Genomic DNA, 25,032 nt, shown 5'->3' on the forward strand with positions numbered 1-25,032 from the left:
CGATTGGTACAGGAGACGGTTCCATGCTCAAGTTGACCCGCATTGCCGCCGTCGCCCTGATCGGCCTGGCCGTGCTGCTGGCCGTGATTGCACTGATGATCGGCCGCAAGCCCGACGCGCCGGTACATGTGGCGCCGGTTGCCAGCGCGGACCCGCAGGCCATCACGGTGGTCGAAGCCGTCGCCCGGCTGCCGGCCGGCGAGCCGATCACCGCCAATGGGCTGCGACTGGCCCAGCGCACCACGCCGGTCGCCGGCGCCGCGACCAGCATTTCCACCGTGGTCGGCAAGGTTCCGGTCCAGGACATTGCTGAAGGCAGCGCGATCAGCTCCTCGGCCCTCGCGCAGGGCTTCTCGCTGCAGCTGCGGCCCGGTGAGCGCGCACTGGCGGTGCCGGTCGATGAACTGGTCGGCGCGGGCAATCGCATCCTCCCCGGCGATTTCGTCGATGTGTTCCTCAACCTGCGCACCGCCCAGCCCAGCGCCGGGGGCCCGGGCGAGGCCGCACAGGCGCGCCTGCTGCTGTCGCGCCTGCGCGTGCTGAGCTATGGCCAGCAGGATATCGCGCCGAACCCGGGCGATACCGCCGCCAGCACCGATGGCAGCGAACGCAACGACGCACGCGCCGCGGACATCACCGGCAGCAGCCATGGCGCCAGCGACGAGACCCGCCAGCCGGCGCGCAGCGCGGTACTGGCGGTACCGGTGGCGGACGCCAACCGGCTGCTGCTGGGCGCCCAGCAGGGCAAGCTGTTCCTGGCGCTGCGCAATCCGGCCGATACCGGCCTGCCCGACCTTGCCCTGTTCCCGCAGGCGCGGGGCGTGATCGATCCGCTGCGCGGACTGGATGCAGAGCAGCAGGTGGCCCTGCAGCGACCCGAGAACCACGCCTTCGCAGGCATTGACGGCGATGCGCTGGCCGGGCGTGGCGCCGCCCCGACCCGCGTCAACCCGCAGGCGCCGCCGCGCGCACCGGCCGTCCGCCACGGTGCGCCACGCGCCTCCGGCATTGAAATCATCCGGGGTGACAGCTCCGCTCCCCGTGGTTCCCTCTGACCTGCCCCGAGTGCATCCATGACCCAACGCCGACTGTCTCCACGCCCCTCCCCTCGCCAGCGCTGGCTGGCCCTGATGCTGGTGCTGCTGGCACCGGCAACGAGCGTGGCCGCCGACGATCTGGTGCTGCAGGCCCGTGAGCAGCGCCCATGGAGCCTGCCCGCCGACCTCGAGCGCGTGGCCATCGCCGACCCTGGTGTCGCCGACATCGTGATGCTGCGCGGCCAGCGCCAGGCGCTGCTGGTGGGCAAGGCGCCCGGCACCACCACACTGCTGCTGTGGCACCGCAAGCAGGCCGAGCCACAGCGCGTGCAGGTGCGCGTGCAGAGCGCTGTGCAGGGCGCGGCGAGCACCGGCACGAGCGGCCTGCTGTTCACCCAGCAGGGCCAACAGGGCCTGCTGCAGGGAAGCACGGACAGCGTGCTTGCGCACATGCAGGAACAGCAGACTGCGGCGATGGCACTTGGCAAAGAGGGCCAGCTCGCCGACGCGTCGACGGTCAGCAGCGGTGGCGTGGTCCAGGTCGAGGTCAAGGTGGTGGAGTTCAACAAGACCGCCCTGAAGCAGATCGGCATCAGCTTCCAGAACCGCAACGGCAGCTTCGCCTATGGCATCGCCCGTCCCGGCGGCCAGCTGCCCGGCAACACCGGCATCCTGCCCGGCATGAAGGAAGGCGAATCGGGCAACGAGTCCACTTCACCGATTTCCTCGGCGTTCCGCCTGGTGTTCGGTTCCACCAAGGGCCTGTGGAATGCCGATGTCGACCTGCTGCAGAGCAACGGCATGGCCCGCGTGCTGGCCGAGCCCACCCTGGTCGCCTTGTCCGGACAGAGCGCCAGTTTCCTGGCCGGTGGCGAACTGCCGATCCTGGAACCGCAGGGCCTGGGCACCACCACCATCACCTACAAGCCGTTCGGCATCGGGCTGACCGTGACCCCGACCGTGCTGGCACCGAACCGCATCGCACTGAAGGTCGCGCCGGAAGCCAGCGACCTGGACTACAGCAATTCGATTGCCCTCAATGGTGTGCAGATCCCTTCGATCACCACCCGCCGGGCCGACACCACGGTTGAACTGGGTGACGGCGAGAGCTTCGTCATCGGCGGCCTGGTCAGCTCCAACGTGGTGTCCAGCGTCAACAAGATTCCGCTGCTCGGTGACCTGCCGATCATCGGCTCGTTCTTCCGCAATTTCGACTACAAGCGTCAGGACAAGGAACTGGTGATCATCGTCACGCCGCGGCTGGTGCAGCCGCTTGCGCGCAACACCGAACTACCGCTGCCCGGCGCACGCGAAGCCAAGCCGAACCTGCCCGAATGGGGCTCGTGGCTGCTCGGCCCGATCAGCCAGGACCCGGTGCCCGGCTTCTCACGCTGATTCCATGATGCCTGCGATACCACGACCATGCCCTACGCCACCGCCCAGCCACTGCATCCACAGGGACCACCGATGAACCTGGTCCTGTACGGAATGGATCGCGAACTGCTGCCCCGGCTGGCTGCCAAGTTGCCGCCGACCACGACCCTGCACTGGCAGGACAGCAACGCGCCGACCTCCGCACAGGACCTTCAACGCGGGGGCCAGAGCCTGGTGCTGCTCGATTTCCGCCCCGAACACGCGGCCGCCTCCAGCGCACTGGCCCAGCAGCTGCAGCAGACACAGCCGGACCTGGTGCTGGTCGCGGTCGGCGCTACCAGTGCCGGCCAGGTCGAAGGCGTGGTGATCGCGCTGCGCGCCGGCCTGCGCGACGTGCTGGACCTGGACAGCGACAACGCCGGCATCGAAGCCGCGTTGCGACGCGCGCTGTCACCGCGACCGACGGCCTCGCCACAACTGGCGCACAAGGCTCGCCTGATCGTGCTGCTGGGCGTGCGTGCCGGGGTCGGCACCAGCACCCTGGCCGCGCACCTGTCAGTGCTCGCGCAGCAGACCCGCACTCTCGCCCAGGGCGAAGCGTTGCAGCAGGATGGCCTGCTGATGGAGCTGGCACAGCCGTCCGGCGATCTCACGCTGTACCTCAACCTCGACAGCCGCTTCCACTACGAAGACGCGTTGCGCAACGCCAGCCGCATCGATGCCACCCTCGCCCGCACCGCCATGGCCCGCCATGATTCCGGACTGGTGCTGCTTGATCGGGCCGGTGGCAGTGACGCGGTGCCGCCCTCCGATCCGGGTGCACTGCTGCAGCGCCTGCGCGCCGTGTTCGCCAGTGTTCTGTGCGATGCCGGTGGTTGCCCGCTGCGGCAGTTGCCGCCGCTGCTGCTGGACCAGGCCGACGAAATCTGGCTGGTCACCGACGCCTCGATCGCTACCCTGGTGTCGCTCGACCAGGCGCTGAAGCATCTGGCGGGTCAGCGCGAACGCGAGAAGCGGCTGCAGCTGGTGATCAATCGCCACGACGACAGCAGCGGCATGAGCCCCGAACAGATCGCGCGCCGCTTCGAGGTGCCGCTGCTGGCCACCTTGCCCGAACGTCCACGCGTGCGCCTCGCTGCCAGCCAGGGCCACCTGCTGCTGCAGGACGCACCGCGCGACCCCTACCTGCGTGCCCTCGCCCCGCTCGTTTCGCGCCTGGACCCGGCTGCATGCCCGGTGCAGGCACAGGGACTGCGGGAAAGACTCTCCCTTGCCCTGGGTGGATCGCAATGGAAGACAAGGTAACCCCGTTCCCGCATGCCGCCACCCGCCCGGTGCTGCCCGACAACCCGCCGGGCCACCTGCCGTTCGCGCAGACCGAGCAGTACCAGAAGGTGCTGTCGGCCGCGCATGAGCACCTGCTCAACAGCATCGAGGACGAGCGCATCGACATCGATTCCTGGGCGCCGGATACCATCGCACGCTGGGTGCAGGTGCAGACGGTGGGCTTCATCCAGGAATGGCGCATCCCGATCAATGAAGAAGAAATGCAGGTGGTCGCAGAAGGGCTGGTCAAGGAGCTGACCGGCTTCGGCCCGCTCGACGACCTGCTGCATGATCCGTCGATCGAAGACATCCTGATCAACGGCTTCAAGGACGTGCACGTCTCGCAGGGTGGCCAGCTCAAGCGCGCCACGCAGCGCTTCACCGACGATACCCACCTGTTGCGGATCCTGCGGCGCATCCTCGCACCATTGGGGCGCCGCCTGGATGACTCCAACCCGATGGTCGATGCGCGCCTGCCCAATGGCGGGCGACTCAACGCGATCATCTCGCCGCTGGCGGTGGATGGACCGATGGTCTCCATCCGCAAGTTCCGCAAGGACCCGTTCACGCCTGACGAGCTGCTGGCCAAAGGCACCTTCGACGCGCCGATGCAGGCGCTGCTGAAAGCGATGGTGCTGGGCCGCTGCAACATCCTGGTGTCGGGCGGAACCAGCTCCGGCAAGACTTCGCTGCTGAACGCTCTGGCCAGCTACGTGCCGCCCAATGAGCGCGTGATCACCGTCGAGGACACTGCCGAACTGTCGCTCAACCACCCGCACGTGGTGCGTCTGGAAAGCCGTATCGGCGGCGCCGAAGGCCATGGTGCGGTGAGCATCCGCGACCTGGTGCGCAACAGCCTGCGCATGCGGCCGGACCGCATCGTGGTCGGCGAAGTCCGAGGCGCCGAGGTGCTGGAAATGCTGCAGGCGATGAACACCGGCCACGACGGCTCGATGGCGACCATCCATGCCAATTCACCGCGTGATTGCCTGTACCGCATCGAGATGCTGGCAGGTTTCGCCGGCTTCCAGGGCAGCGAAGACAGCCTTCGCCGGCAGATTGCCAGTGCGATCGACTTCATCGTGCAGATCTCGCGACTGGGCAGCGGCCGCCGCGTGCTGGTCTCGATCACGGAAATCACCGGCGTCAGCGACAACCTGATCACCACCCAGGAGATGTTCCGGCACGAACTGCAGATCGACGCAAACGGCCGGGAGATCGACCGCTGGGTCGGCCTGGGCTTCCAGCCCCACTCGCACAAGCTGGAACCGTTCCGCCAGCTGCTGCGCGAATCGCTGTACGGAGACTATTGAGCATGGGCACCGGTCTGCTGCTGGGCGTGCTGAGCATCATCTCCGTGCTGCTTGCGCTGGCGGCATGGCTGTGGGGCACGGCCAGCACCCGCGAGCAGCGCCAGGCTTCGCTGCAGCATGCCGAGCAGCAGCTGGCGCGTGGCAATACAGCCCCTTCGCCATCGGCCAGCATCGCCAGTGCCGCCGCCAACGAGCCTGCACGGCCTGCCAGCAGCGGGCGCAGGCCGCTGCCCTGGAATGGACTGCTGCAACGTGCGGGCCTGCAACCGGGCTGGAAACTTCCGGTGATGCTGCTGGTGCCGGGGCTGGTGCTGTCACTGACGGCCATGCTGCGGCTGGGCACTGCGTGGATGTTCCCGCTGACCCTGCTGCTGTACGCGCTCGGTTGCTGGCTGTGGATCATGCGCCGGACCACCCGGCTGCGCGCGCAGCTGCTGCACCAGCTGCCCGATTTCCTCGACAACCTGGTGCGCCTGACCGCGCTGGGCAACAGCCTGCAGGCGGCGTTCCAGGTTGCGTCGATGCAGACCAGCCCGCCGCTGCGCGGCCTGCTAGACACCACGGTGCGCTATGCCCGCAGCGGCATGGATCTGGATCGCGCGTTGTCACTCGCCGCGCAGCCCTATCGCATGGATGTACTGAAGGTGCTGTCGGTGGTGATCGGCGTCAGCGTGCGCATCGGCGGCCGCTCCGACCAGATCCTGCAGCGCATGGGCGACTTCATGCGCGACCTGGAACAGGCGCAGCAGGAGCTGGCGGCGACCACCTCGGAAACGCGGATGTCGGCCTGGGTGCTGGGCCTGCTGCCGCCAGCCAGCGCCGTGCTGATGGCCATCGCCAGCCCCGACTTCTTCCAGCCCGTGCTGCACGAGCCGCTCGGCCACAAGGTCCTGCTGATCGCGTTGGGCCTGGAGCTGGTGGGCGCTTTCCTGCTGTATCGACTGGCCAAATCGCTATGAGCCATCGCAGCCCCCCTGGAGAAGCCCGATGAGTGCAAGTACCTGGTTTGCGCTTTCACTGCTGGTGCTGGCCGCGGGCGTGGCCCTGCTCGGGTTTGCCGGTTGGGTCCGCAGCCATCGTGAACAGCGCACGTCGGCCACGCTCAAGACCGCTCTGCAGCCGCGTGACGAGGCGCGCGAAGTGGAAGCCACGGGCCGCGACTCGCTGGGCTGGCTGGAGCGCTTCGGTCGCGCGCTCAGTGGTGGCCGCCTGGAAGCCGCGCTGCTGGCCAACGAGGATCGCCTGCTGCTGGATCTGGCCGGCTGGAACACGCGCCGCGGCACCGCCATCTATCTCGGCGTCCGCCTGCTGCTCGCGCTGCTGGTACTGGCCCTTGCGCTGGCCTTCAGCGAAGCGACCGGGCTGGCGAAGATCATGGTGGTGATCGGTGCACTGGCCGCGGGCCTGCTGCTGCCCAAGTTCGCCCTGTCTGCCTGGGTCAAGCGTCGCCGCCGTGCAGTCGAGAACGAGCTGCCGTTGCTGATCGACCTGCTGCGCCTGCTGCAGGGGGTGGGATTCAGCATGGACCAGAGCCTGCAGACGCTGGGCGACAAGCTGCGTGATGCGCTGCCGATCCTCGGCGGTGAACTGCAGGAAGCCAACGTGGCCTACACCCACGGGCGCACCCGCGCGCAATCGCTGCGCCGCCTGAGTGACGTCTACGGTGACGACGACCTGAGCAGCCTGGTGCAACTGATCCTGCAGGTGCATGCACACGGTGGCGCGGTGCAGGAGCCACTGCGCCAGTTCAGCATCCGCCTGCGCGAGCAGCGCCGCAACTCGCTGAAGGAAAAGGTCGGCAAGCTTTCGGTGAAGATGACGGTAGTGATGATGCTGACCCTGCTGCCAGCGCTGATGCTGGTTCTTGCCGGCCCGGCGCTGGTTGCGCTGGCCGCCACCATGTCCTCGATGGGAACGACCTGATGCCCGCCCTTCGCACCGCCTGCCTGCTGTTCGCCCTTGCCGCCGTCGCCAGTGGCTGCGCGTCGACCACGCCGAAGTACCTGCGCGCGCCCAGCCTGGCCGCGCCCGAACCGGCACCACAGGACAGCCGCAACGCCTACCTGGAACTGATCGCGCGCATGCAGCAGCAGGGCGCCTGGTATGCCTCGCTGGCCCACGTCGATGCATTCCGCCAGCGCTACGGTGATCGCCCGGCGCTGCGGCTGCTGCAGGCCGACGCCCTGCGCGAGACCGGGCAGGCCGACGCGGCCATCGCGCTCTACCGTGAACTGTCCACGGGGCCGCAGGCGGCCGCCGCCGCACATGGCCTGGGCCTGATCGCCGCGCATCGCGATGACGACGCCGGCAGCGAGCAGTCTCTGGCCCGGGCCACCCAACTGGAACCGCTGAACACCGACTACCTCGGCGATCTGGGCTACGCGCGGCTGCGTGCAGGACAGTTCGACCAGGCCCGTGAGCCGCTGGCAAAGGCGCTCGAGCTGTCACCCGGCAATGCCAAGGCGACGGCCAACCTTGCACTGTGGGCGGTGCTGCGTGGGGACACCGCCACGGCCGAGCGCCTGGCCCAGCAGGCCAACCTCAACGAAGACAGCCGCCGCGGCATCCAGCAGCAGGCCGAGCAGATCCGCGCACGCCTGCAGCAGCGCCAGGCGGCAGCAGCGGCACGCGAGGTGGCAGCCCCCCGCGCGGTTGCCGGCCCGCCGGCCCGCTCGCAGGCCGCAGCCCGGCTGGCCGCCGAAGCGCGCCGCGACATCCGCGATGCGCGGGATCCGCAGCGCCTGCCACCTTCGATGCTCGAACGCTTCAGCACCCAAGACCAGCCCACCGGGAACACGCCATGATCAAGCCGCTCCTGACCCGTCGCCTGTTGCCCGCGCTGAGCGGCCTGCTGCTGGCGACAGCTGCCCAGGCACAGCAACAGCCGCTGACCGGGCAGATGCTCGGCGGTGCCCGTCCCGCGGCAACCGCAGCGCAACCGCTGCAGTCCGAAACGCTGGCAACGGTCGACGTGTCCGCGCCCGAGGCTCGTGCGCCCGTACCAGCACCCGCATCACCCCCTGCCTACGACCTCGCCAGCACAGCGGCCGCACCTGCACCCCCGGTACGCCGCAGCGAGATCGGCGACGCCACGCGCAGCCTGTTCCAGCTGCAGGCCTCGGGACAGCAGGCCGGCGCGCGCCTGCCGATCCTCGGTGACCAGGCCACCCTGAGCTACGCGCGCTACCTGAAGAGCTTCCAGCACGAGATTCCCGATTTCTTTGAAACCGATGTCGGCAAGTCCAAGGGAACATCCTCATCCGGACGTTGAGGTAGGCCATGAAACGCCCACGCCAGTTCAGCTTCAACCGCCCCCGCGGCGGCATGTCGGTCACCATGATGCTGGTCATGCTGGTGCTGCTGGCCATGCTCGGGCTGGTCGAGATCGGCTACCTGTTCTGGGCCAAGCGTGATGCGCAGAAGGTCGCCGACCTGGCGGCGCTGGCCGGCGCCCAGCGCCTGGAACTGTGCACGTCGGACAACAGTGACAACAGCGCGGCGCGGCAGAGCGCGCTGACCCAGAACCGGTTTGCCGGCAGCCTGCAGATCAGGTGCGGGAACTGGAGCGCGACACGCGGCACGACCAATCGTTTCCAGGGGACTGTGGATGCCGCCAATCCACGCAATGCCGTGCAGGTCATCGCGCAGCGCAGCGTGCTGCCCTTCTTCGGGCAGAACACCAGCTTGCCGACCGTCAGCGTGCAGGCGGTGGCGCGCCGCTCCGAGCCCACTGCGGTGTTCGCCGTCGGCTCGCAGCTGCTGCGGACCCGCGGCGATTCGCTGCTGATGTCGACCCTGCGCCTGATCGGCCTGGATGTCACCAACGCCACCGTGCTTTCCTATGACGGCCTGGCGCAGGCCAACGTCACACCCTCCGGCCTGCTGAAGGCGCTCAACATTCCAGTCAGCGCCAACCTCAGCGTGGCCGACTTCAACCGCCTGCTGGCAGTCAACAAGATCTCGCTGGCGCAGCTGGTCGACGCCACCGCCACGGTGGTCGGCCGCGATACCACCGTCGGCGTGCAGCTGCGTGCCCTGTCGGACCTGGTCGCCACCCGGCTGGACATCACCAAGCTCAACATCGCGCTGGGCAGCGAATCCGGCGGCGGTGGCCTGTTCGCCGAAGTCATTTCTCCGGACGGTACCGCCGGCAGCGCGCTGGAATCGAAGATCAGCGTCCTCAACCTGATCAGCACCGCCATTTCCATCGCCAATGAGGGCAATGGCATCGCGATCGGCGGCCTGAACCTGCTGGGCATCAACGTGCAGGCCGGGGTGGTCGAACCGCCGTCGATCGCCATCGGTGGCGTCGGGTCGCGCGCCTACAACGCGCAGGTCCGGCTGATGGCCGATGTCGACAGCAACAACCTGTTTGCGCTCGGCCCACTGCTGCAGCTGCTGGGTACGCGCCTGCATCTGCCCGTACACGTCGATGTCGCCAACGCAATGGGAACGCTGACCGGCATCCAATGCGGCGGCACCTCGCCCCAGGCCACCATTCAGGTCGATTCCTCGGTGCTGCGCGCCTGCGTCGGCAACGTCGATCCCGCACAGCGGTTCTCCAAGAACAATGTCTGTGACAACACCCTGCAGAAGGAACAGCTGCTGACACTGCTGGGCCAGCCCTTGATCAACGACAAGATCACCCTGCCCGCGTTGACCAGTTCGCAGAACCTGACCCTGGCTGCCGGCGAAAGCGGCTCCACCCAGATCAATCCGCTGGCACTGGGCAATGCCGTTTCCGATCTGGTCAACGAGTTGCTGCGGGTCCTGTCTGGCATGCTCAGCTCACCCAAGCAGGGCATGAGCGCGAACGACACCGCCAAGGCGCTGGCCGACCGCTACCTGCAGGCCACGTTCCCGCCCAACACGCGCTATGACGTCAACAAGCTGATTCCGCTGCTGCGCGATGGCGACCCCAGCCGGCAGCTGGCGCCGCTGAACAGCTGGAATGTGCCCGGCGGCCTGCCCTACGCCTGCGGCCTGCTGAACCTGGTCACCTGCCACAAGGACGGGCCGGTCTGGGATGCGTTCAAGGTCACCGTCACCGGCCAGGGCCTGGGCGTGCTCGACGGGCTGCTCGGCTCACTGGTCGGCGGCCTGCTGATCAACCGCTGCGATAGCCTGCTCGGCAACCTGATCGACTACAACGGCTGCGTGCGCAACAACCTCGCCTCGTACATCCAGACCGCGCCGGCCGGCTTCCTCGATGGTGCCGGTGGAACCGGCGTCAGCAACCCCGATGGCAGCGTCAGCTGCAGCGGCCTGCTGTGCACGCTGCTGAAGCCGATCCTGGCCGCGCTGCGCCCGGTCCTCAACAGCGTCGGCACCCTGCTGACCAACCTGCTGGCCAGCGTGCTGGGGCTGGAACTGGGGCGGACCGATGTCAACGTGCAATCGATCCAGTGCAGCGCCGTGCAGCTGGTCTATTGACCCGTGACGGGCGCCCTTGGCGGCGCCCGCGCCCATGCTAGACTCCCGGCGGGGAACCACCTTCATCTCAACCCACACTCATCCGTGGATGGTCTAGACATGCGAGAAACTTCAGGGGGCGCGGTCTTCGCCCGTCAGGCGCGCGGCGCGGCAATGCTGGCCGTGGCCATGATGCTGGTGGCACCGGCGGCGATGGCTGCCCGTGGCGACCGCGAAGCAGCCGCAGAGCCGGCCGCGCGCACCGCACCGGTAGTGCGCAACACCGTGGACGAACTCAAGCAGCTGATGGATTCGCGCCAGCTGACCGAGCTGCGTACCACCTACAACGGCAACTACGGTGCCAGCCTGCTGTTCAACGCCAACACCCTGACGTATTACGTCGCCCTGTTCCAGGAAAAGAACTTCTGGCGGGTGATCAAGACCGATGCCGTGGACAACGCAGAGCGCGTGTACCGCACATTTGCGCAGCAGTCCGAACAGCTGGCGCAGGTCTATATCGACACCACCCGGCTGGAAGCCGGCAAGCGCTACACCGAGCGCCTGGTGGCCTATAACGAGGAGCGCCTGCGCACGCTGCAGCAGGAAATGGAACAGCAGCAGGCGCAGTCGGCCCAGGTCAGCGCGGCCCTGCAGCAGGCCCAGCAGCAGGCCGTCAGCCTGAGTACCGATGTGCAGAGCACCAACAGCCAGCTGGACGCGCTGCAGCGCCGTATCCAGATCCTGCAGGCCGAACAGGGCAACCCGGAGCTGAGCCTGCCCAAGCCGGACAGCGTGCCCTCGCCGGCACCGGCGGCGGCCAGCGACGGTCGCTGAGCCCGCGCTTCCAGCGTCTCCGCACAACGGCGCCCATGGGCGCCGTTGTCGTTTTCAGCACCAAAATCAGCGACACGCGTCGTGCACCGCGTCATCCAGCTGTCGGCGCTGTACGAAGTCCAGGCGCCTGGCCCTGGCCAACGCCTTCCCGCGTTGCTGCCGCGCACGCTCACAGGCGGCGGGATCGGCGCTGATCGGGATCAGCGCAGCCCGCGCGCGCCCGGGGCGTGACGCCCGCCGCCGGGCCGGCGCTGCAGTGGACGTGGCAGGCACCGGGCCACGCGACAAGGACTGTTCCGCCGGAACGTCCCAGCGCCATTCCGCGCGCCCTTGGCACGGCGTCTGCTGGTAGACCGGGTAAGCGCCGTCCACGCACTTGTAGACGTGGGTCTGCGCGCCTACTGCGGTCGACAGCAGCAGGCACACCAACAGGCAGCATGGAAGTCTGGGCATTGCGGGCTCCGCGACAGGTCCGCTGCCATCGTCAGCCGACCCCCGGTCCGCCGCCAGAGCGATACACGTCACAGCCCCGGCAATCCAGCACAGGCGTGCAAGGCATCCGATAGCCATTGCGCTGTACTGCCGGAGGCACCGGCAGGCCTGCCGATGCCTTCCCTCCCTTCCGCCAAGGAACCTGCAATGAGCAACTACGTCACCGTCGCCGATGGCGCCCGCATCTTCTACAAGGACTGGGGCAGCGGACAGCCGATCGTGTTCGCCCACGGCTGGCCGCTGTCCTCCGATGCCTGGGACCCGCAGATGCTGTTCATGGGGCAGAACGGCTATCGCGTGATTGCGCACGACCGCCGCAGCCACGGCCGCTCCAGCCAGACCTGGGACGGCAACAACATGGATACCTACGCCGACGACCTGGCCGCGGTGATCGACGCGCTGGACCTGAAGGACGCGATCCTGGTCGGCCATTCCACCGGCGGCGGCGAAGTGGCCCACTACATCGGCCGCCACGGCAGCAAGCGCGTCGCCAAGGTGGTGCTGGTCGGCGCCGTGCCGCCGTTGATGCTGAAGACCGCCGGCAACCCGGCCGGCACTCCGCTTGAGGTGTTCGACGGCATCCGCAAGGGCACCGGCGGCGACCGCTCGCAGTTCTTCAAGGATCTGGCCACGCCGTTCTTCGGCGCCAACCGCGATGGCAACAGCGTCACCCAGGGCATGCGTGATTCGTTCTGGCTGCAGGGCATGCTCGGCGGCGTCAAGGGCCAGTACGACTGCATCCACGAATTCTCGGAAGTGGACTACACCGGTGACCTGAAGAAGATCGACGTGCCTGCGCTGGTCGTGCATGGCGATGATGACCAGATCGTACCGTTCGATGCTTCGGCCAAGCTGTCCTCGCAGATCATCAGCGACGCCGAACTGAAGGTGTATGCCGGGGCCCCGCACGGCCTGACGGTCATCCACGCCGACGCGTTCAACGCCGACCTGCTGGCGTTCGCACGCAAGTGATGGACTGCGGCGGCGCCTGAAGCGCCGCCGCTTCTGCGGTAGTGCCGGCCGCTGGCCGGCAACTTTTCCATCCTGATCCAAAGCACATGCAGCCGGCCAGCGGCCGGCTCTACCAGAGCAGGTCAGATGTCACTGTGGTGGTGCGGAACGCCGGCCTTGGGCAGCGGGTCATGGCCGCCCACGAAGTGACGTACCACTGGTGCCCGTTCGCCGCGATGCAGTTCGCGCAGCACCTCCTGGATCGCCTTGTCATCGGCGGTGATGCGTTCGTGCTGGCGCAGATGCTCCAGCCACGACGGGGTCACGAAATACTCCAGGTGGATGCCCGGCGTTGCCACATCCTCAACCACGCCCCAGACCACGGCGCCATCACGGCGACGGATCGTGCCCAACGCGCGCATCTGCGCCTGGAACGCGCTGCGATCGGCTTCGTCGATGCGGTATTCAATGGTCACCAGCACCGGGCCGCGATCATTGGATACCGGTACTGAGAGTTCCGGTGCCGGCCAGTGCCCGGCCGGACGCAGGTTCAGGTCTTCAGTACCGGCGATGCGCACGCGCCAGACCAGCAGCCCGCCGATCACCGCACCGGCGGCAGCCACCAGCAGGGCCAGCTCGGGCGAGGTGCGCTGCGCCAGCGCGCCCCAGCTCAGGCCGCCAGCGGCCATGCCGGCAGAGAACACCATGATGTACAGCGCCAGCGCGCGCGCACGTACCCACGCCGGTACCGCTGTCTGCGCGGCGATCTGCAGCGAAGAGAGCACGGTGATCCAGGCAAAGCCATTGACCAGCATCACCACGGGAAGCACGTACCAGCTGCGGGTCAGCGCCAGCCCGACCAGGCTCAACGCCAGCGACAGCGTGGCCAGCAGCACCAGCAGGTCGCGGTCCATCTGTGCGCGCAGCTTCGGCAGCAGCAGCGCGCCGCCGACCGCACCGATGCCAATGCAGCCCAGCAGCATGCCGTACTGCCCTGCCCCACCCTGCATCTGCCCGCGCACCACCACCGGCAGCAACGCGTTCATCGCCGCGGCGAAGAAGAAGAAGCCGACCGACTTGATCAGCACTGCCTGCAGCCGCCCGGCGCGGCTGGCATAGCGCAGGCCTGCCTTCAGGCCGGCACCGAAGCCTTCCGGCGGCAGGCTGGACTGCTTCGGGTCGCGCTTCCAGCCCCACACCACGAACAGCATCGCGGCGAAGGTGATGGCGTTGAAACCGAAGGCCCAGACCGCACCGAGCTGGGCCACGATCACGCCGCCGATGGCCGGGCCGATCGAACGCGCAATGTTGATGCCGATCGAGTTCAGCGCCACCGCCGAAGCCAGCATCGGCTGCGGCACCAGCTCGGACACGATCGCGGCCTGCGCCGGCATCGCCATCGCCGCGCCACACCCCATGCAGAAGGTCAGTAGCACCAGCAGCTGCGGGGTCAGCATGTCCATGGCGGTCAGCGCCGCCATCACAGCAGCCACCAGCAGCATCCAGCCCTGGGTGGCCAGCAGGTACCTGCGCCGGTCGACGATGTCGGCCAGGGTGCCGGCGGCCAGTGCCAGCAGCACGATCGGCACCGTGGTCGCCGACTGCACCAGCGCCACCATCAACGGTGAGCCGGTGCGCTCGGCCATCACCCAGGCGGCGGCCACATCATTGACCCAGGTGCCGATGTTGCTGGCCAGGATCGCCAGCCAGATCGAACGGAACATCCGGATCTTCAACGGCGACCAGGCCCCTGCGGCCGGTACGGAAGGTTGCGACGCGGTTGCGTTCACCATTGCCATGCTCCAATGATCGAGGCGAACAGCGTGTCCTGGCCTCCGGCCTGCTTCAGTGCAGGACCGGCATCGACCCAGGCCAGCTGCAGCTGCCATTGCCAGTGTTCGCTGGCCTGCCAGCGGGTTTCGGATTTGTACTGGTTGCCGATGCGGCGTGCGCCACCGGCAGTGCCTGGCAGCGCCAGCAGCGGTGCCGGCGTGGTGTAGACCGCATCGGTGCGCCGATGCTTCCAGGCCATCTGTACGCCCAGCTCCGTCGTCACCGCGTCGTGCAGGCGCAGGCTCAGCGTAGGCTGGATATCCATCAGGTTGGCCGGCGCCAGCAGGCTGGCCTCGCTGAAGTAGGCCGACTTCGGGAACAAGGCATTGAACGTTCCCAGCCGGCCATCGCGCAGATTGCCGTCGCCGCTGGCGATGTCGGCCTTCAGGCCCAGCCGTGGCTGCAGCGGCAGGTCCGGCCAGCGCCAACCCGTATCGGTGGCCAACGTCCAGGCGCGGATGTCGAGGTCACCCGTGGCGGCACCCAGTTCACCGCCCTGCACCACCAGTTCGTTGTTCCAGTCCAGTGCACCGGCCTGGCCGAACCAGCGCGCGCCGAGTGTCTGCCGACGTTCGGTACCGCTGCCTGCGGCGAAGTGCGCGCCGTCGCGGCGGTAGTCCAGCAGGTACAGATCCCACTGGCCCGACGCCTGACCGCGCGCCGTCGTGGCGTACGCACCCCACAGGTGGGCACCGTGTTCGCCCCGATCATCGAAGGCACCGGCTCGATTCTCCACCGGCCGCAACACCATCAGGTCCAGCATGCCGAGGCGGCCTTTCCAGCCTGCACGTGCGCCGTCGAAGGCCAGGCGGATGTTCGGCCCATCGCGTACCGACAACAGCCGCGAGCTGCCGTAGCCGGCCTCCTGCCGGCCCAGCTGCAAATGAAAGACACCGCGCTGCCAGCGCCAGTACGCCTGCTGCACGTCCAACGCGCTGCGATCGGTACGGCCGGGGCCGCCGGCCTTGCCACTCTCGGCGTGCACACCCAGCTGCAGCTTCGCCTGCCAGGTGTCTTCCACATAGGTGGCCGAGGCCAGCGCACGCAGCAGGCCGTAGCCATCCTCTGCGCCTCCGATGCCGAAGCGGGTCGGATCGTAGTACAGGCCACGCACGCGTAGCGACGCATCCCATTGCAGTTGGCCGTCGCCTGCATCGCTGCAGTGGCCACCGTCGCAGGCCAGCGCCAGCGCCGGCATGGCCAGCAGCGCCAGGCTCAGAACGCGAAGCACGAGCATCCCATCGCGCCCCAGAACGCGGTCAGGTCATCGGTCGGCGCCACGTGCCGGGCGGCATGACCATGGGCGCCATGCGTACTGCAGGCCACACCGTGGTGATGGCGGTGGGCAGCGGCCAGGCCGGTCGCGGCTCCACCCACGTGGTAGCCGCCAAACCTGTTCACTGGCGACCAGTTGGGCATCGCCGGCGGCAGCTGCGGGGCCAGGCCGGCGTAGTCACCGTCGGCGTGCACGATGCGGCCACCGACCACGGTCAACACGCTGGTGATGTCGGCGATCTGCGCGTCATCGACGCGGAAGAAATCAGCCGACAGCAGGATGAAGTCGGCCAGCTGGCCAGCCTTAAGCGTGCCCTTCACCGCTTCGTCGCCCGAGAACCACGCGCTGCCCTGGGTCCACAGGCGCAGCGCCTGTTCGCGCTCCAACAGGTTCTCATCGCCGTACAGGGCCAGGCCGCCCACGGTGCGCCCGGTCACCAGCCAGGACAACGCCACCCACGGGTTGTAGCTGGCCACACGGGTGGCATCGGTTCCGGCACCCACCGGCACGCCTTCGGCCAGCATCCGCTTCACCGGCGGCGTATGCCGCGCCGCCTGCACACCGTAGCGCTCGACGAAGGCCTCGCCCTGGTAGGCCATGCGGTGCTGCACGGCGATGCCGCCGCCGAGCGCGCGGATGCGTTCGATGTTGCGCGGAGTGATGGTCTCGGCATGGTCGATGAACCAGTGCAGGCCATCGAACGGCACCTCGCGGTTGACCTGCTCGTACACGTCCAGGATGCGGGTGATGCTCTCGTCGTAGGTGGCGTGGATGCGGAACGGCCAACGCTTCTCGACCAGCAGCTTCACCACATCGTGCAGTTCCGGTTCCAGCTCCGCCGGCAACTCCGGGCGTGGCTCGTTGAACAGCTCGAAGTCGGCAGCGGAGAACACCAGCATCTCGCCGGCCCCGTTGTGGCGCAGCAGGTCATCGCCCTGGCGAGGCTGCAGGATCTCGCTCCAGCCGCGGAAGTCATCCACTTCCTTGCCCTTGTTCTGGGTGAACAGGTTGTAGGCGATGCGCACTGTCAGCTGGTCATCGCGGTGCAGCTGCTCGATGACCTGGTAGTCCTCCGGATAATTCTGGAAACCGCCTCCGGCGTCGATCACCGAGGTGATGCCCAGCCGGTTCAGCTCACGCATGAAGTGGCGGGTGGAATTGGCCTGGTACTCGATCGGCAGCCGGGGCCCCTTGGCCAGCGTTGCATACAGGATCAGCGCGTTGGGCTTGGCCAGCAGCAGTCCGGTCGGGTTGCCCAGCGAGTCGCGCACGATCTGCCCGCCCGGCGGGTCCGGCGTGTCTTTCGTGTAGCCACAGGCCCGAAGCGCAGCGCGGTTGAGCAGCGCGCGGTCGTACAGGTGCAGCAGGAATACCGGCGTATCCGGCGCGATGTCGTTGAGTTCCTGTAGGGTCGGCAGGCGCTTTTCGTTGAACTGCGCGGCAGTGAAGCCACCGACCACGCGTACCCATTGCGGCGCCGGGGTGCGATCAACCTGTGCCTTCAGCATCGCCATCGCATCGGCCAGCGAACGCAGGCCATCCCAGCGCAGTTCCAGGTTGTAGTTCAGGCCGCCGCGGATCAGGTGCGTGTGGCTGTCGTTGAGGCCGGGCAACAGGCGCCGGCCCTGCGCATCGATCAGGGTCGCTTCGGTGCCCCAGTCGCGCATGATCTGCTCGTCACTGCCGACGGCAACGATGCGCCCCTCCTGCACGGCCAGCGCCTGTGCGTGTGGCTGCTGCGGGTCGAGGGTGGTGATGCGGGCATTGCGGATGACCAGCGTGCTCATGCGACGCTCCTTGGAAGTGGAATCGAATGCAGCTCCGGCGCGGCCAGCCAGGCCCAGCGCCATCGCGGCGCTGCCGCCCAGCACCACGTTGCGGCGGCCGTGGTCGAGTGGATCGTGACTCATGCGAGGTCTCCTGGAAGGCGCTGGCCGTCCAGTGCCCAGGCGCCGGGCCCGGCCAGCGCGAGGGCCAGCAGTACCGTGGTCCACATCAACGGGTACTCGCTACCGCCGCGCATCCAGAACCAGCCCCTGGGCAAGGCCAACAGTACGGTGAAGCCGATGAAGGCAGCCGCCGCAAGCGCGGCGACGCGGGTCTGCCAGCCCAGCAGCACGGCCAGCCCGGACAGCACCTGCAGCAGGGCCAGCAACAGCGGCAGCGGTGCCACCGCTGGCAGGCCGAAGCCGCGCAGTTCAGTGGCAAAACCGGCCAGCCCGGGGCCTCCGAACCAGCCGAACAGCTTGCCCAGCGCGTGCGGCAGCAGGAAGCCTCCGGCTGCCACGCGCAGCATCAGCAGGGCCAGGTCGAGGCCATGGCCGGCCAGCATGCTCAGTGCCCGCCTTCCTGCGCGCCGAACATGCGCTTGGCGTACTGGATGCCGATGCCATAGCCGCCGGCGTGGTCGCGGGCGATGCCGGTGGTCAGCTCGTAGGTCTCGCCACGTGCCCAGTCGCGCTGCAGTTCAAGCAGGTACTGCACGCTGGTCATCGGCACCGCGCCGGCCTGCACCATGCGGGTGATCGCACGCTCGTGGGCCTCTTCGCTGACATCGCCACAGGCATCGGTGATCACGTACACCTCGAACCCCTGCGCCAGCGCTGACAGCGCCGGACCGACGATGCAGACGCTGGTCCACAGGCCGGCAAGAACCAGGCGGCGCTTGCCGATGCGATTGATCTCCGCGATCACCGCCTGATCTTCCCAGGTATTCATCGAGGTCCGGTCGAACACCGGCTGGCCCGGGAAGATCTCCGGCAGTTCCGGGAACATCGGGCCGGAGAACGACGTTTCGGCCACCGTGGTCAGCAGCACCGGTACGTTGAATCCTTTGGCGCCCTTGCTGATCAGCGACACGTTGTTGCGCAGCGCCGAGATGTCGATGGTATGGGTAGCAAATGCCATCTGCGACTGGAAGTCGATCAGCACCAGTGCGTGATCGGTGGGCGACAGCAGGGACGGGGCGGCAACAGCGGTGGCAAGGCTCATGGATGGACTCCGTTGGAAACATTTTCTGTGGGAAGCAACAGGGCCGCATCGCCGGCCAGGTACTGGCCTGGGTTGCAGCCGGTCTCAGCGCGGAAGCTGCGGACGAAATGGCTCTGGTCGAAGAAGCCCAGCTGCTGCGCCAGGGATGACATCGGCTGCTTCGCGCCCGGCAACAGCTGGCAGGCGCGCTGGATGCGGCGGCGGCGCACGTAGCGCAGCGGGCTGGCGCCCGTGCCGCTACGGAACAGGCGCACCAGATGGAAGCGACTGACACAGGCAGCCTCCGCCAGCTCGGTCACCCGCAGCGGCTGTGACAGGTGGTCATCGACATAGCGCAGGGCGCGCTGCAACGCCGCCGTCTGGTGCGGGGCCAGCGATGCGGCGGGCGAAGCAGGCAGGGAAACGGTGGCCATGGGGGACGCCGCAGAGGGGTGGCTCATGGTCGGTGCCACGCGCCGGAAGCCCTACCCCCGTCGGACGAAGCCGGCACCTACCCGAATGGGGGAGGCCGCCGCCCCAGCAGGCGACGGCCGAACAGCCGGGCATCCAGCGAATAGGCGCCCGGCCCAAGCAGCAGCAGCGCCAGCGGCAGTGGCGCAAGTGCCCAGGGCTGGGCCAGCAGGTACAGGCCCAGCGTTGCCAGCACCGCCGCCAGCGGGGTCAGCGCGCCCAGCACCAGCATCGCGGCCACCACCAGGCCGGGTATCGACCACTCACCGGCGTGCGCCGCCGGCATGCACAACGCAGCGGCCACCCACAGCCGCAACCAGAGCAGGCCAAGGCCCGGTGCACGGTCGGGAAACATCACGAACAGGCGCTGCATGGCCGGGCTCCACGGAACATGCCGGGGTGATAGCCGAGCGGCGCGCCATGCGCCTACCCCGTTCGGGTCACCCTGGCCTGCCCCGTACCTGACAGAATGCCCGCCATGCGTGGCCGCCCCTTCCCGTTCCAGCACCGCCTGCCAGCGCTGCTGGCGTGCCTGCTGCTGTTGATCTCCCTGCAGGCGTTCGCCGTGCAGCGCCCTTTGCTGAGCAGCGGCCTGCCCGGCTACGAGCACACCGCCTGGCGGGTTGGCCAGGGCGCGCCCGGCGATATCTGGGACATCAGCCAGGACCGCGATGGCCTGTTGTGGCTGGCCACCGGCTCGGGCCTCTACCGCTTCGATGGCCGCCGCTTTGAACGCCAGCCGGCACCGGTCGGCAGCGCCTTTCCCTCCTCCAACATGGTCACGCTGGCGCACGGCAGCGATGGCGCACTCTGGATCGGCTACTTCCAGGCCGGCATCAGCCAGCTCGCGCGCGGCCAGCTGCACAACTACGGCCGCGGCCAGGGGGTGCCGGTCGGCGTGGTGCCACACTTCAGCCAGGCCCGTGACGGCCGGCTGTGGGCAGCCATCAATGGTGGCCTGCGCTGGTTCGACGGCCAGCGCTGGCAACCGCTGCCGAGCGGGAGCGGCGTGCCGGAGCATCGCGTGCAATGGGTGCTGCATGACAGCCGCGGCACCTTCTGGGTCCTGGCCGACCTGAAGGTCTGGATGCGCGCATCAGGCGATGCCGTGTTCAGGGACACCGGCATCGCCGTATCGCAGATGGCGTCACTGGCCGAAAGCCCGCAGGGCGAAGTGTGGCTGGCCGACCGCGTGCGCGGCACCTCGCCGCTGGCCAACGCGCAGGGCCTGATGGCCGAGCATGAGCGCGAAGCACGGCGATTGCCGGATCTGGTCGCCGCGCGCCTGCAGTTCACCGCCGATGGTGCGTTGTGGGCCACGATGAGCCCACATGGCGGTGTGGCGCGGGTCACCTTCCAGGGCGATCATGCCGTACGCATGGAACGCTTCGATTCACCGCACGGGCTGACCGCCACCTCGGCCGTGCCGATCATCGTCGATCGCGAGGGCAACCTCTGGGTCGGCACCAATCTTGGCCTCAACCGCTTCCGCGCACGCAGCGTGCATACGCTCACCGCCGGCCCCAGCGACCCCTACCGCTCACTGGTGCGGGCCAGCGATGGACGCGTCTATGGCTATGGCGAAGACCTCAAACTGTACGATCTGCGCCGGCCGTTGCTGGACGGCAACGCCGCGCAGCTGCAGACGGCCGCACGCCAGGCGCCCACACCGGTCTGGCAGTTCGACTGGGTCAACCTGGCACGCACGGTGGCCGGCCACACCACCCTGATTCCGCTGCCGGCACCATTCACCGGGCAACCGCTGCATGCCCTGCTGTTCGCCGACGACGAACAGGCCTGGGTCTGCAGTGGCGAACACGGCGTACTGCATTACCGGCATGGCCAATGGCGGCGCGAAACGCGCTTGCCCGAGCTGGCCTGTTCAACGCTTGCACTGGACCACGAGGGCCAGCTGCTGCTCGGCTATGCCGACGGCCGGCTGCGCCGCATGCGCAGCACGGGCATCGACACCTTCGATACCACCCAGGGGCTTGCCGTGGGGCCGGTGACCGCGCTGCTGCAGCATCAGGATCTGCTGCTGGTGGCCGGCGAAGCCGGCCTTGCCGCGCGCGTGGGAAATGGCCCATTCGTGCCCGTCCGCACTGACATGGCCGGTGTGCTCGAAGGCATCACCGGCATGGTCGCCGACGCACGCGGGCACCTGTGGCTCAATGGCAGCCGGGGCCTGGTACGGCTGCAGAGCAGCCAGCTGCGCGGCGCCCTGCGCACCGGCATGCAGGTGACGCCACGCCTGTTCGATGCGGTGGACGGCATGCCAGGCATTGCCCTGCAGAGCGGGCCGATCGCCACCGCCGCGCTGGCCGATGACGGACTGCTGTGGCTGGCCACCAACCAGGGCCTGGCCTGGCTGGATACCACGCGATCGCATGTCAACATGATGGCGCCCAGCGTGCGCATCGGCGAGGTGCTGTACGGCAGCGCACACCAGCCCCTGCACGACGGCCTGCGCCTGCCTGCGGGCACCAGCCAGCTGCAGATCGACTACGTGGCGCTGTCGCTGGCACGCCCGGAGCGCAACCGCTACCGCTATCGCCTGTCCGGCGTCGACGACGGCTGGCAGGACGCCGGCAGCAGTACCCGTGCGTACTACACCAACCTGGAACCGGGCAATTACCGCTTCGAGGTGGAAGCTGCCAACGAAGACGGCATCTGGAGCACCATGCCGGCCAGCCGCAGCTTCCGCATCGCGCCTACGTTCATGCAGACGGTGTGGTTCAAGCTGTTGTGCGCAGCGGCGATACTGGCACTGCTGGTGATGGCCGTACGCATCCGCAGTGGCCAGCTGGCGGCATTGTTCCGTGCTCGTCTGCAGGAGCGCCACGGTGAACGCGAACGCATCGCCCGCGACCTGCATGACACCCTGCTGCAGGGCAGCCAGGGCCTGATCCTGCGCCTGCATGCGATCAGCCAGTCCGCGCAGACCCCGGCGCCGGTGCGCAGCCAGCTGGAGTCGGCGATGCAGCTGGCCGAGCGCAACCTGGCCGAAGGCCGCGAGCGGGTCAACGCATTGCGTGATGGCCCGTTCGCCGATCGCGACCTTGCGTCGGCGCTGGCCGACGTGCACGCCGAGTACGCCGGCAAGGGCACCAACCCGCTGCGCCTGACCGTGGAGGGGGCAGCGCCACTGCTTCAGGCCGACGCCGCTGAAGAGGTCTTCCTGATCGGGCGCGAGGCGATCCGCAATGCGCTGCGTCACGCCGACGCCAGTGCCATCGAGGTGGAGCTGTCCTACGGCACGCGTTGCTTCCTGCTGCACGTGCGCGATGATGGCGTGGGTATCGCCGACGAGAACGCCGGCCACGGCCACTGGGGCCTGCAGGGCATGCGCGAGCGGGCGCAGCGTCTGGGTGCCGAGCTGCAGCTGTGGACGCGCCCCGGACTGGGTACCGAAATTGCGCTGGCGGTCCCCGCGCGGCGCCTGTATCACCGACTTCCATCGCGTTGGCGCTGGCCCTGGAGCACTCCGAAGCATGACTGAAATCCCTGCCCCGATCCGCGTCCTTGTGGTCGATGACCACCCCCTGCTGCGCGACGGCCTGGCGGCGCTGCTGGGCGCGCAGGCCGATCTGCAGCTGCTTGGCGAAGCCGCCGACGGCGAAGAGGCCATCGCGTGCTACCAGCGGTTGCACCCGGACGTGGTGCTGATGGATCTGCAGATGCCACGCCTGGATGGCGTTGAAGCGATCGTGCGGATCCGCGCGCTCGACCCGCGTGCACGGATCATCGTGCTGACTACCTACCGAGGCGATGTGCGTGCGGTGCGCGCATTGCAGGCCGGTGCCAGTGCCTATCTGCTGAAGGACATGCTGCGCCATGAACTGGTCGACACCATCCGCATGGTGGCCGGTGGCCGGCGCGCACCGATCCCACCGGCGGTGGCTGCCAGCATCGCCGCGCACGTGGTGGAAGACCGGCTGTCACCCCGCGAGACCGAAGTGCTGCGGCACGTCGCAGGTGGCCTGTCGAACAAGCGCATCGGCGAACGCATGCAGATTTCCGAGCAGACGGTGAAGGCGCACATGAAGAGCCTGATGGACAAGCTCGGCGTCGGCGATCGCACGCATGCGGTCACTCAGGCGCTGCGGCGCGGCATCATCAGCCTGGACGACAGCGGCCACGATTGACGCACGGATCCCACGATCAGTAGATCCACGCCATGCGTGGATGAATCCCAACCGGATCGAATACTTGGACAGCGGAACAGAGTGAGCCGAGCATGGCTCGACTCTCCAGGAATGAAGGCGCCCAACTCCGCCATCAGTTGGCCTTGGCCGTCTCGGCATTCCAGGCCGCGACCTTCGCCCTGGTCTCGGCCAGCATCCTGTCCAGCGCCGCACGGTCATACACGTTGCCACGCAGGATCACGCTGTCGATCTTTTCGGTAGCGGCGATGTCCTGCAGCGGATTGGCGGTCAGCAGCACCAGGTCGGCGGCCTTGCCGATGGCCACGCCACCGTAGCGATCGATCTGGCCGAACCAGGCCGGGCCGGAACGGGTCGCTGCCGACAACGCCTGCGGTGCGCTCAGGCCCTCCTTCACGAACAGCTGCAGTTCCTGGTGCAGCGCAATGCCCGGGAAGTTGTACGAGTTGAGGAAGCCCGCATCGGTGCCGGCGATGATCGTCACGCCCGCCTCCTGCAGCAGCGGCAGCACTGCGGCCACCTGGTGGTACTGCGCGTGGCGGGCTTCGATCTGCGCGGGCGTGGCCTTGGCGGCACGGTCGACGCGCCACTGGTAGGTCGCGCGCAGGCCCGGGCCGATGTAGGCCAGGTACGGGTCGTTGGCGTGGTCATCCTGGTCGAGGAAGTCGAGGATGCGGCCACCGTTGAGGGTCGGCGTCACGAACACGCCGCGCCTGGCGAAATCGCGGTAGGCGTGCATCGCGGTATCGCGGTCGAAGCTGGCGTCGAGCCGGCGGTTGGCTTCCGCGCGGTCGATGCGGCCGGCGGCGAAGTCGGCTGCAATCTGCGCCTCGTCCTTGCTGCCGGCCTTGAACGCATAGTCCAGGTGCTCGATCGAAGCCAGCCCGGCATCGACGGCCTGCTCCACGGTCAGCGCCATCGGGATATGGCCCGAAGCCTTGAAGCCGGCCTTGCGTGCAGCACTGGCCGAGTACAGGAACAGCTCCGGCTTCAGCGTGCTGTCGGTGATCTTCACGAAATCGACCTTGTCGTGCTGCAGGCGGGCGATCGCCCGATCGACGTCCGCCTCGCTGCCCACTTCGATCGTGCCCTTCCAGACCGGCTTGATGCCTTCGATCTTCGCGCCCGAACTGAGCAGGCGCGGCCCGAAAAGGGTGCCCTTGGCGATCTCGCCACGCCACTGCAGCACCTGCTCGGGCAGGTCGCCGGAGCAGTCACGCACGGTGGTGATGCCATGCGCGATGTACAGCGGCAGCAGCGCCTTGTTCTCTTCGATCAGCGCCGGGCCGCCACCGAAGTGCACGTGCATGTCCCACAGGCCCGGGATCAGGTACTTGCCCTTGGCATCGATCTGGCGGGCGGTCGTCCACTGGCTGCGCAGCTTCGCGTCCGGACCAACGGCAACGATGTCCTCGCCGCGGATCACCACGCTCTGCCCAGGCAGCGTGTTGGCATGTTCGACATCCACCACGGTGGCATTGCGGATCAGCAGGTCGGCACGCTCGGCGGCCGCGGCCGACAGCGGCGCCACCGCAACAAGGACGGCAAGAGACAGCGAATGGAAACGGAACATGGACAGC

22 protein-coding genes are annotated in these 25,032 nt (G+C 68.1%); 13 read left to right on the forward strand and 9 right to left on the reverse strand.

Features of this window, described 5'->3' with window-relative positions:
• The first annotated feature begins 23 nt into the window (after nt 1-23).
• The 10 genes from cpaB to K5L94_RS13285 all read left to right on the forward strand — a co-directional run bounded on the left by cpaB (nt 24) and on the right by K5L94_RS13285 (nt 11,296).
• Nucleotides 24-1,055 carry a Flp pilus assembly protein CpaB gene (cpaB, locus tag K5L94_RS13240; protein ID WP_053449993.1) on the forward strand — a complete coding sequence of 344 codons (1,032 nt, stop codon included), beginning with the start codon at nt 24-26 and terminating at the stop codon, nt 1,053-1,055.
• An 18-nt stretch (nt 1,056-1,073) separates the two neighbouring features.
• The gene (locus K5L94_RS13245) at nt 1,074-2,432 is read left to right on the forward strand and encodes a type II and III secretion system protein family protein (RefSeq protein ID WP_053449994.1); all 1,359 of its coding nucleotides are present in this window, start codon (nt 1,074-1,076) and stop codon (nt 2,430-2,432) included.
• A 27-nt stretch (nt 2,433-2,459) separates the two neighbouring features.
• Complete coding sequence (locus K5L94_RS13250) at nt 2,460-3,716, forward strand: CpaE/TadZ family protein (protein ID WP_337999983.1); 1,257 nt, start codon at nt 2,460-2,462, stop codon at nt 3,714-3,716.
• Entirely contained in the window at nt 3,701-5,050 is a 1,350-nt protein-coding gene (locus tag K5L94_RS13255) for a TadA family conjugal transfer-associated ATPase (protein WP_053449996.1), read from the forward strand. Before K5L94_RS13250 ends, K5L94_RS13255 begins: the two co-directional genes overlap by 16 nt.
• 2 nt (nt 5,051-5,052) lie before the next feature.
• Nucleotides 5,053-6,009 carry a type II secretion system F family protein gene (locus K5L94_RS13260; protein WP_053449997.1) on the forward strand — a complete coding sequence of 319 codons (957 nt, stop codon included), beginning with the start codon at nt 5,053-5,055 and terminating at the stop codon, nt 6,007-6,009.
• A gap of 28 nt (nt 6,010-6,037) precedes the next feature.
• Nucleotides 6,038-6,973 (forward strand): type II secretion system F family protein, encoded by a 936-nt coding sequence (locus K5L94_RS13265; protein WP_053449998.1) that lies wholly within the window; start codon nt 6,038-6,040, stop codon nt 6,971-6,973.
• Entirely contained in the window at nt 6,973-7,854 is an 882-nt protein-coding gene (locus tag K5L94_RS13270; protein ID WP_053449999.1) for a tetratricopeptide repeat protein, read from the forward strand. The genes K5L94_RS13265 and K5L94_RS13270 overlap by 1 nt, the downstream gene beginning before the upstream one ends.
• On the forward strand, nt 7,851-8,321 hold the full coding sequence (locus K5L94_RS13275) for a DUF3613 domain-containing protein (RefSeq protein ID WP_053450000.1): 471 nt from the start codon (nt 7,851-7,853) through the stop codon (nt 8,319-8,321). Before K5L94_RS13270 ends, K5L94_RS13275 begins: the two co-directional genes overlap by 4 nt.
• A gap of 8 nt (nt 8,322-8,329) precedes the next feature.
• On the forward strand, nt 8,330-10,483 hold the full coding sequence (locus tag K5L94_RS13280) for a TadG family pilus assembly protein (protein WP_053450001.1): 2,154 nt from the start codon (nt 8,330-8,332) through the stop codon (nt 10,481-10,483).
• A 99-nt stretch (nt 10,484-10,582) separates the two neighbouring features.
• Nucleotides 10,583-11,296 (forward strand): DUF2968 domain-containing protein, encoded by a 714-nt coding sequence (locus K5L94_RS13285; RefSeq protein ID WP_040007538.1) that lies wholly within the window; start codon nt 10,583-10,585, stop codon nt 11,294-11,296.
• 66 nt (nt 11,297-11,362) lie between these two features.
• On the opposite strand, the gene K5L94_RS13290 is transcribed toward K5L94_RS13285, so the two are convergent.
• Nucleotides 11,363-11,749, reverse strand: a complete 387-nt coding sequence (locus tag K5L94_RS13290) for a hypothetical protein (RefSeq protein WP_053451328.1) — start codon at nt 11,747-11,749, stop codon at nt 11,363-11,365.
• 186 nt (nt 11,750-11,935) lie between these two features.
• Here K5L94_RS13290 and K5L94_RS13295 point away from each other — a divergent pair, with 186 nt between their 5' ends.
• Nucleotides 11,936-12,760: an alpha/beta fold hydrolase gene (locus K5L94_RS13295; RefSeq protein WP_274510639.1), complete on the forward strand. Its 825-nt coding sequence runs from the start codon at nt 11,936-11,938 to the stop codon at nt 12,758-12,760.
• A gap of 122 nt (nt 12,761-12,882) precedes the next feature.
• Here the strand turns inward: K5L94_RS13295 and K5L94_RS13300 are convergent, their stop codons facing one another.
• The 7 genes from K5L94_RS13300 to K5L94_RS13330 all read right to left on the reverse strand — a co-directional run bounded on the left by K5L94_RS13300 (nt 12,883) and on the right by K5L94_RS13330 (nt 19,662).
• A complete protein-coding gene (locus K5L94_RS13300) occupies nt 12,883-14,532 on the reverse strand; it encodes an MFS transporter (RefSeq protein WP_053450003.1) in 1,650 nt (549 codons plus the stop codon).
• On the reverse strand, nt 14,526-15,809 hold the full coding sequence (locus tag K5L94_RS13305; RefSeq protein ID WP_053450004.1) for an alginate export family protein: 1,284 nt from the start codon (nt 15,807-15,809) through the stop codon (nt 14,526-14,528). The genes K5L94_RS13300 and K5L94_RS13305 overlap by 7 nt, the downstream gene beginning before the upstream one ends.
• Nucleotides 15,788-17,635: an amidohydrolase gene (locus K5L94_RS13310; protein ID WP_187299815.1), complete on the reverse strand. Its 1,848-nt coding sequence runs from the start codon at nt 17,633-17,635 to the stop codon at nt 15,788-15,790. The genes K5L94_RS13305 and K5L94_RS13310 overlap by 22 nt, the downstream gene beginning before the upstream one ends.
• Before the next feature lie 119 nt (nt 17,636-17,754).
• Complete coding sequence (locus K5L94_RS13315) at nt 17,755-18,180, reverse strand: DoxX family protein (RefSeq protein ID WP_053450006.1); 426 nt, start codon at nt 18,178-18,180, stop codon at nt 17,755-17,757.
• Between the two features lie 2 nt (nt 18,181-18,182).
• Nucleotides 18,183-18,839: a hydrolase gene (locus tag K5L94_RS13320; RefSeq protein WP_053450007.1), complete on the reverse strand. Its 657-nt coding sequence runs from the start codon at nt 18,837-18,839 to the stop codon at nt 18,183-18,185.
• The gene (locus K5L94_RS13325; RefSeq protein WP_238581802.1) at nt 18,836-19,252 is read right to left on the reverse strand and encodes a helix-turn-helix domain-containing protein; all 417 of its coding nucleotides are present in this window, start codon (nt 19,250-19,252) and stop codon (nt 18,836-18,838) included. Before K5L94_RS13325 ends, K5L94_RS13320 begins: the two co-directional genes overlap by 4 nt.
• 77 nt (nt 19,253-19,329) lie before the next feature.
• Nucleotides 19,330-19,662, reverse strand: coding sequence for a hypothetical protein (locus K5L94_RS13330; RefSeq protein ID WP_053450009.1), 333 nt, complete (start codon nt 19,660-19,662; stop codon nt 19,330-19,332).
• Between the two features lie 96 nt (nt 19,663-19,758).
• On the opposite strand from K5L94_RS13330, the gene K5L94_RS13335 reads away from it, so the two are divergent.
• Both K5L94_RS13335 and K5L94_RS13340 read left to right on the forward strand, forming a co-directional pair.
• Entirely contained in the window at nt 19,759-22,788 is a 3,030-nt protein-coding gene (locus K5L94_RS13335; protein ID WP_053450010.1) for a sensor histidine kinase, read from the forward strand.
• A complete protein-coding gene (locus K5L94_RS13340) occupies nt 22,781-23,434 on the forward strand; it encodes a response regulator (RefSeq protein WP_053450011.1) in 654 nt (217 codons plus the stop codon). The genes K5L94_RS13335 and K5L94_RS13340 overlap by 8 nt, the downstream gene beginning before the upstream one ends.
• Nucleotides 23,435-23,567: 133 nt before the next feature.
• Here K5L94_RS13340 and K5L94_RS13345 read toward each other — a convergent pair whose 3' ends face one another.
• A complete protein-coding gene (locus tag K5L94_RS13345) occupies nt 23,568-25,025 on the reverse strand; it encodes an amidohydrolase family protein (protein ID WP_053450012.1) in 1,458 nt (485 codons plus the stop codon).
• Between the last annotated feature and the right edge of the window lie 7 nt (nt 25,026-25,032).

Origin of the sequence: Stenotrophomonas forensis, from assembly GCF_028752115.1 — a bacterium.
In the GTDB taxonomy this organism is placed as follows: Bacteria; Pseudomonadota; Gammaproteobacteria; order Xanthomonadales; family Xanthomonadaceae; genus Stenotrophomonas; species Stenotrophomonas forensis.

Coding starts and splice junctions, on each gene's coding strand:
- cpaB (WP_053449993.1), top strand. CDS start 24: ATGCTCAAGTTGACCCGCATTGCCGCCGTCGCCCTGATCGGCCTGGCC.
- K5L94_RS13245 (WP_053449994.1), top strand. CDS start 1,074: ATGACCCAACGCCGACTGTCTCCACGCCCCTCCCCTCGCCAGCGCTGG.
- K5L94_RS13250 (WP_337999983.1), top strand. CDS start 2,460: ATGCCCTACGCCACCGCCCAGCCACTGCATCCACAGGGACCACCGATG.
- K5L94_RS13255 (WP_053449996.1), top strand. CDS start 3,701: ATGGAAGACAAGGTAACCCCGTTCCCGCATGCCGCCACCCGCCCGGTG.
- K5L94_RS13260 (WP_053449997.1), top strand. CDS start 5,053: ATGGGCACCGGTCTGCTGCTGGGCGTGCTGAGCATCATCTCCGTGCTG.
- K5L94_RS13265 (WP_053449998.1), top strand. CDS start 6,038: ATGAGTGCAAGTACCTGGTTTGCGCTTTCACTGCTGGTGCTGGCCGCG.
- K5L94_RS13270 (WP_053449999.1), top strand. CDS start 6,973: ATGCCCGCCCTTCGCACCGCCTGCCTGCTGTTCGCCCTTGCCGCCGTC.
- K5L94_RS13275 (WP_053450000.1), top strand. CDS start 7,851: ATGATCAAGCCGCTCCTGACCCGTCGCCTGTTGCCCGCGCTGAGCGGC.
- K5L94_RS13280 (WP_053450001.1), top strand. CDS start 8,330: ATGAAACGCCCACGCCAGTTCAGCTTCAACCGCCCCCGCGGCGGCATG.
- K5L94_RS13285 (WP_040007538.1), top strand. CDS start 10,583: ATGCGAGAAACTTCAGGGGGCGCGGTCTTCGCCCGTCAGGCGCGCGGC.
- K5L94_RS13290 (WP_053451328.1), bottom strand. CDS start 11,749: ATGCCCAGACTTCCATGCTGCCTGTTGGTGTGCCTGCTGCTGTCGACC.
- K5L94_RS13295 (WP_274510639.1), top strand. CDS start 11,936: ATGAGCAACTACGTCACCGTCGCCGATGGCGCCCGCATCTTCTACAAG.
- K5L94_RS13300 (WP_053450003.1), bottom strand. CDS start 14,532: ATGGTGAACGCAACCGCGTCGCAACCTTCCGTACCGGCCGCAGGGGCC.
- K5L94_RS13305 (WP_053450004.1), bottom strand. CDS start 15,809: ATGCTCGTGCTTCGCGTTCTGAGCCTGGCGCTGCTGGCCATGCCGGCG.
- K5L94_RS13310 (WP_187299815.1), bottom strand. CDS start 17,635: ATGAGCACGCTGGTCATCCGCAATGCCCGCATCACCACCCTCGACCCG.
- K5L94_RS13315 (WP_053450006.1), bottom strand. CDS start 18,180: ATGCTGGCCGGCCATGGCCTCGACCTGGCCCTGCTGATGCTGCGCGTG.
- K5L94_RS13320 (WP_053450007.1), bottom strand. CDS start 18,839: ATGAGCCTTGCCACCGCTGTTGCCGCCCCGTCCCTGCTGTCGCCCACC.
- K5L94_RS13325 (WP_238581802.1), bottom strand. CDS start 19,252: ATGGCCACCGTTTCCCTGCCTGCTTCGCCCGCCGCATCGCTGGCCCCG.
- K5L94_RS13330 (WP_053450009.1), bottom strand. CDS start 19,662: ATGCAGCGCCTGTTCGTGATGTTTCCCGACCGTGCACCGGGCCTTGGC.
- K5L94_RS13335 (WP_053450010.1), top strand. CDS start 19,759: ATGCCCGCCATGCGTGGCCGCCCCTTCCCGTTCCAGCACCGCCTGCCA.
- K5L94_RS13340 (WP_053450011.1), top strand. CDS start 22,781: ATGACTGAAATCCCTGCCCCGATCCGCGTCCTTGTGGTCGATGACCAC.
- K5L94_RS13345 (WP_053450012.1), bottom strand. CDS start 25,025: ATGTTCCGTTTCCATTCGCTGTCTCTTGCCGTCCTTGTTGCGGTGGCG.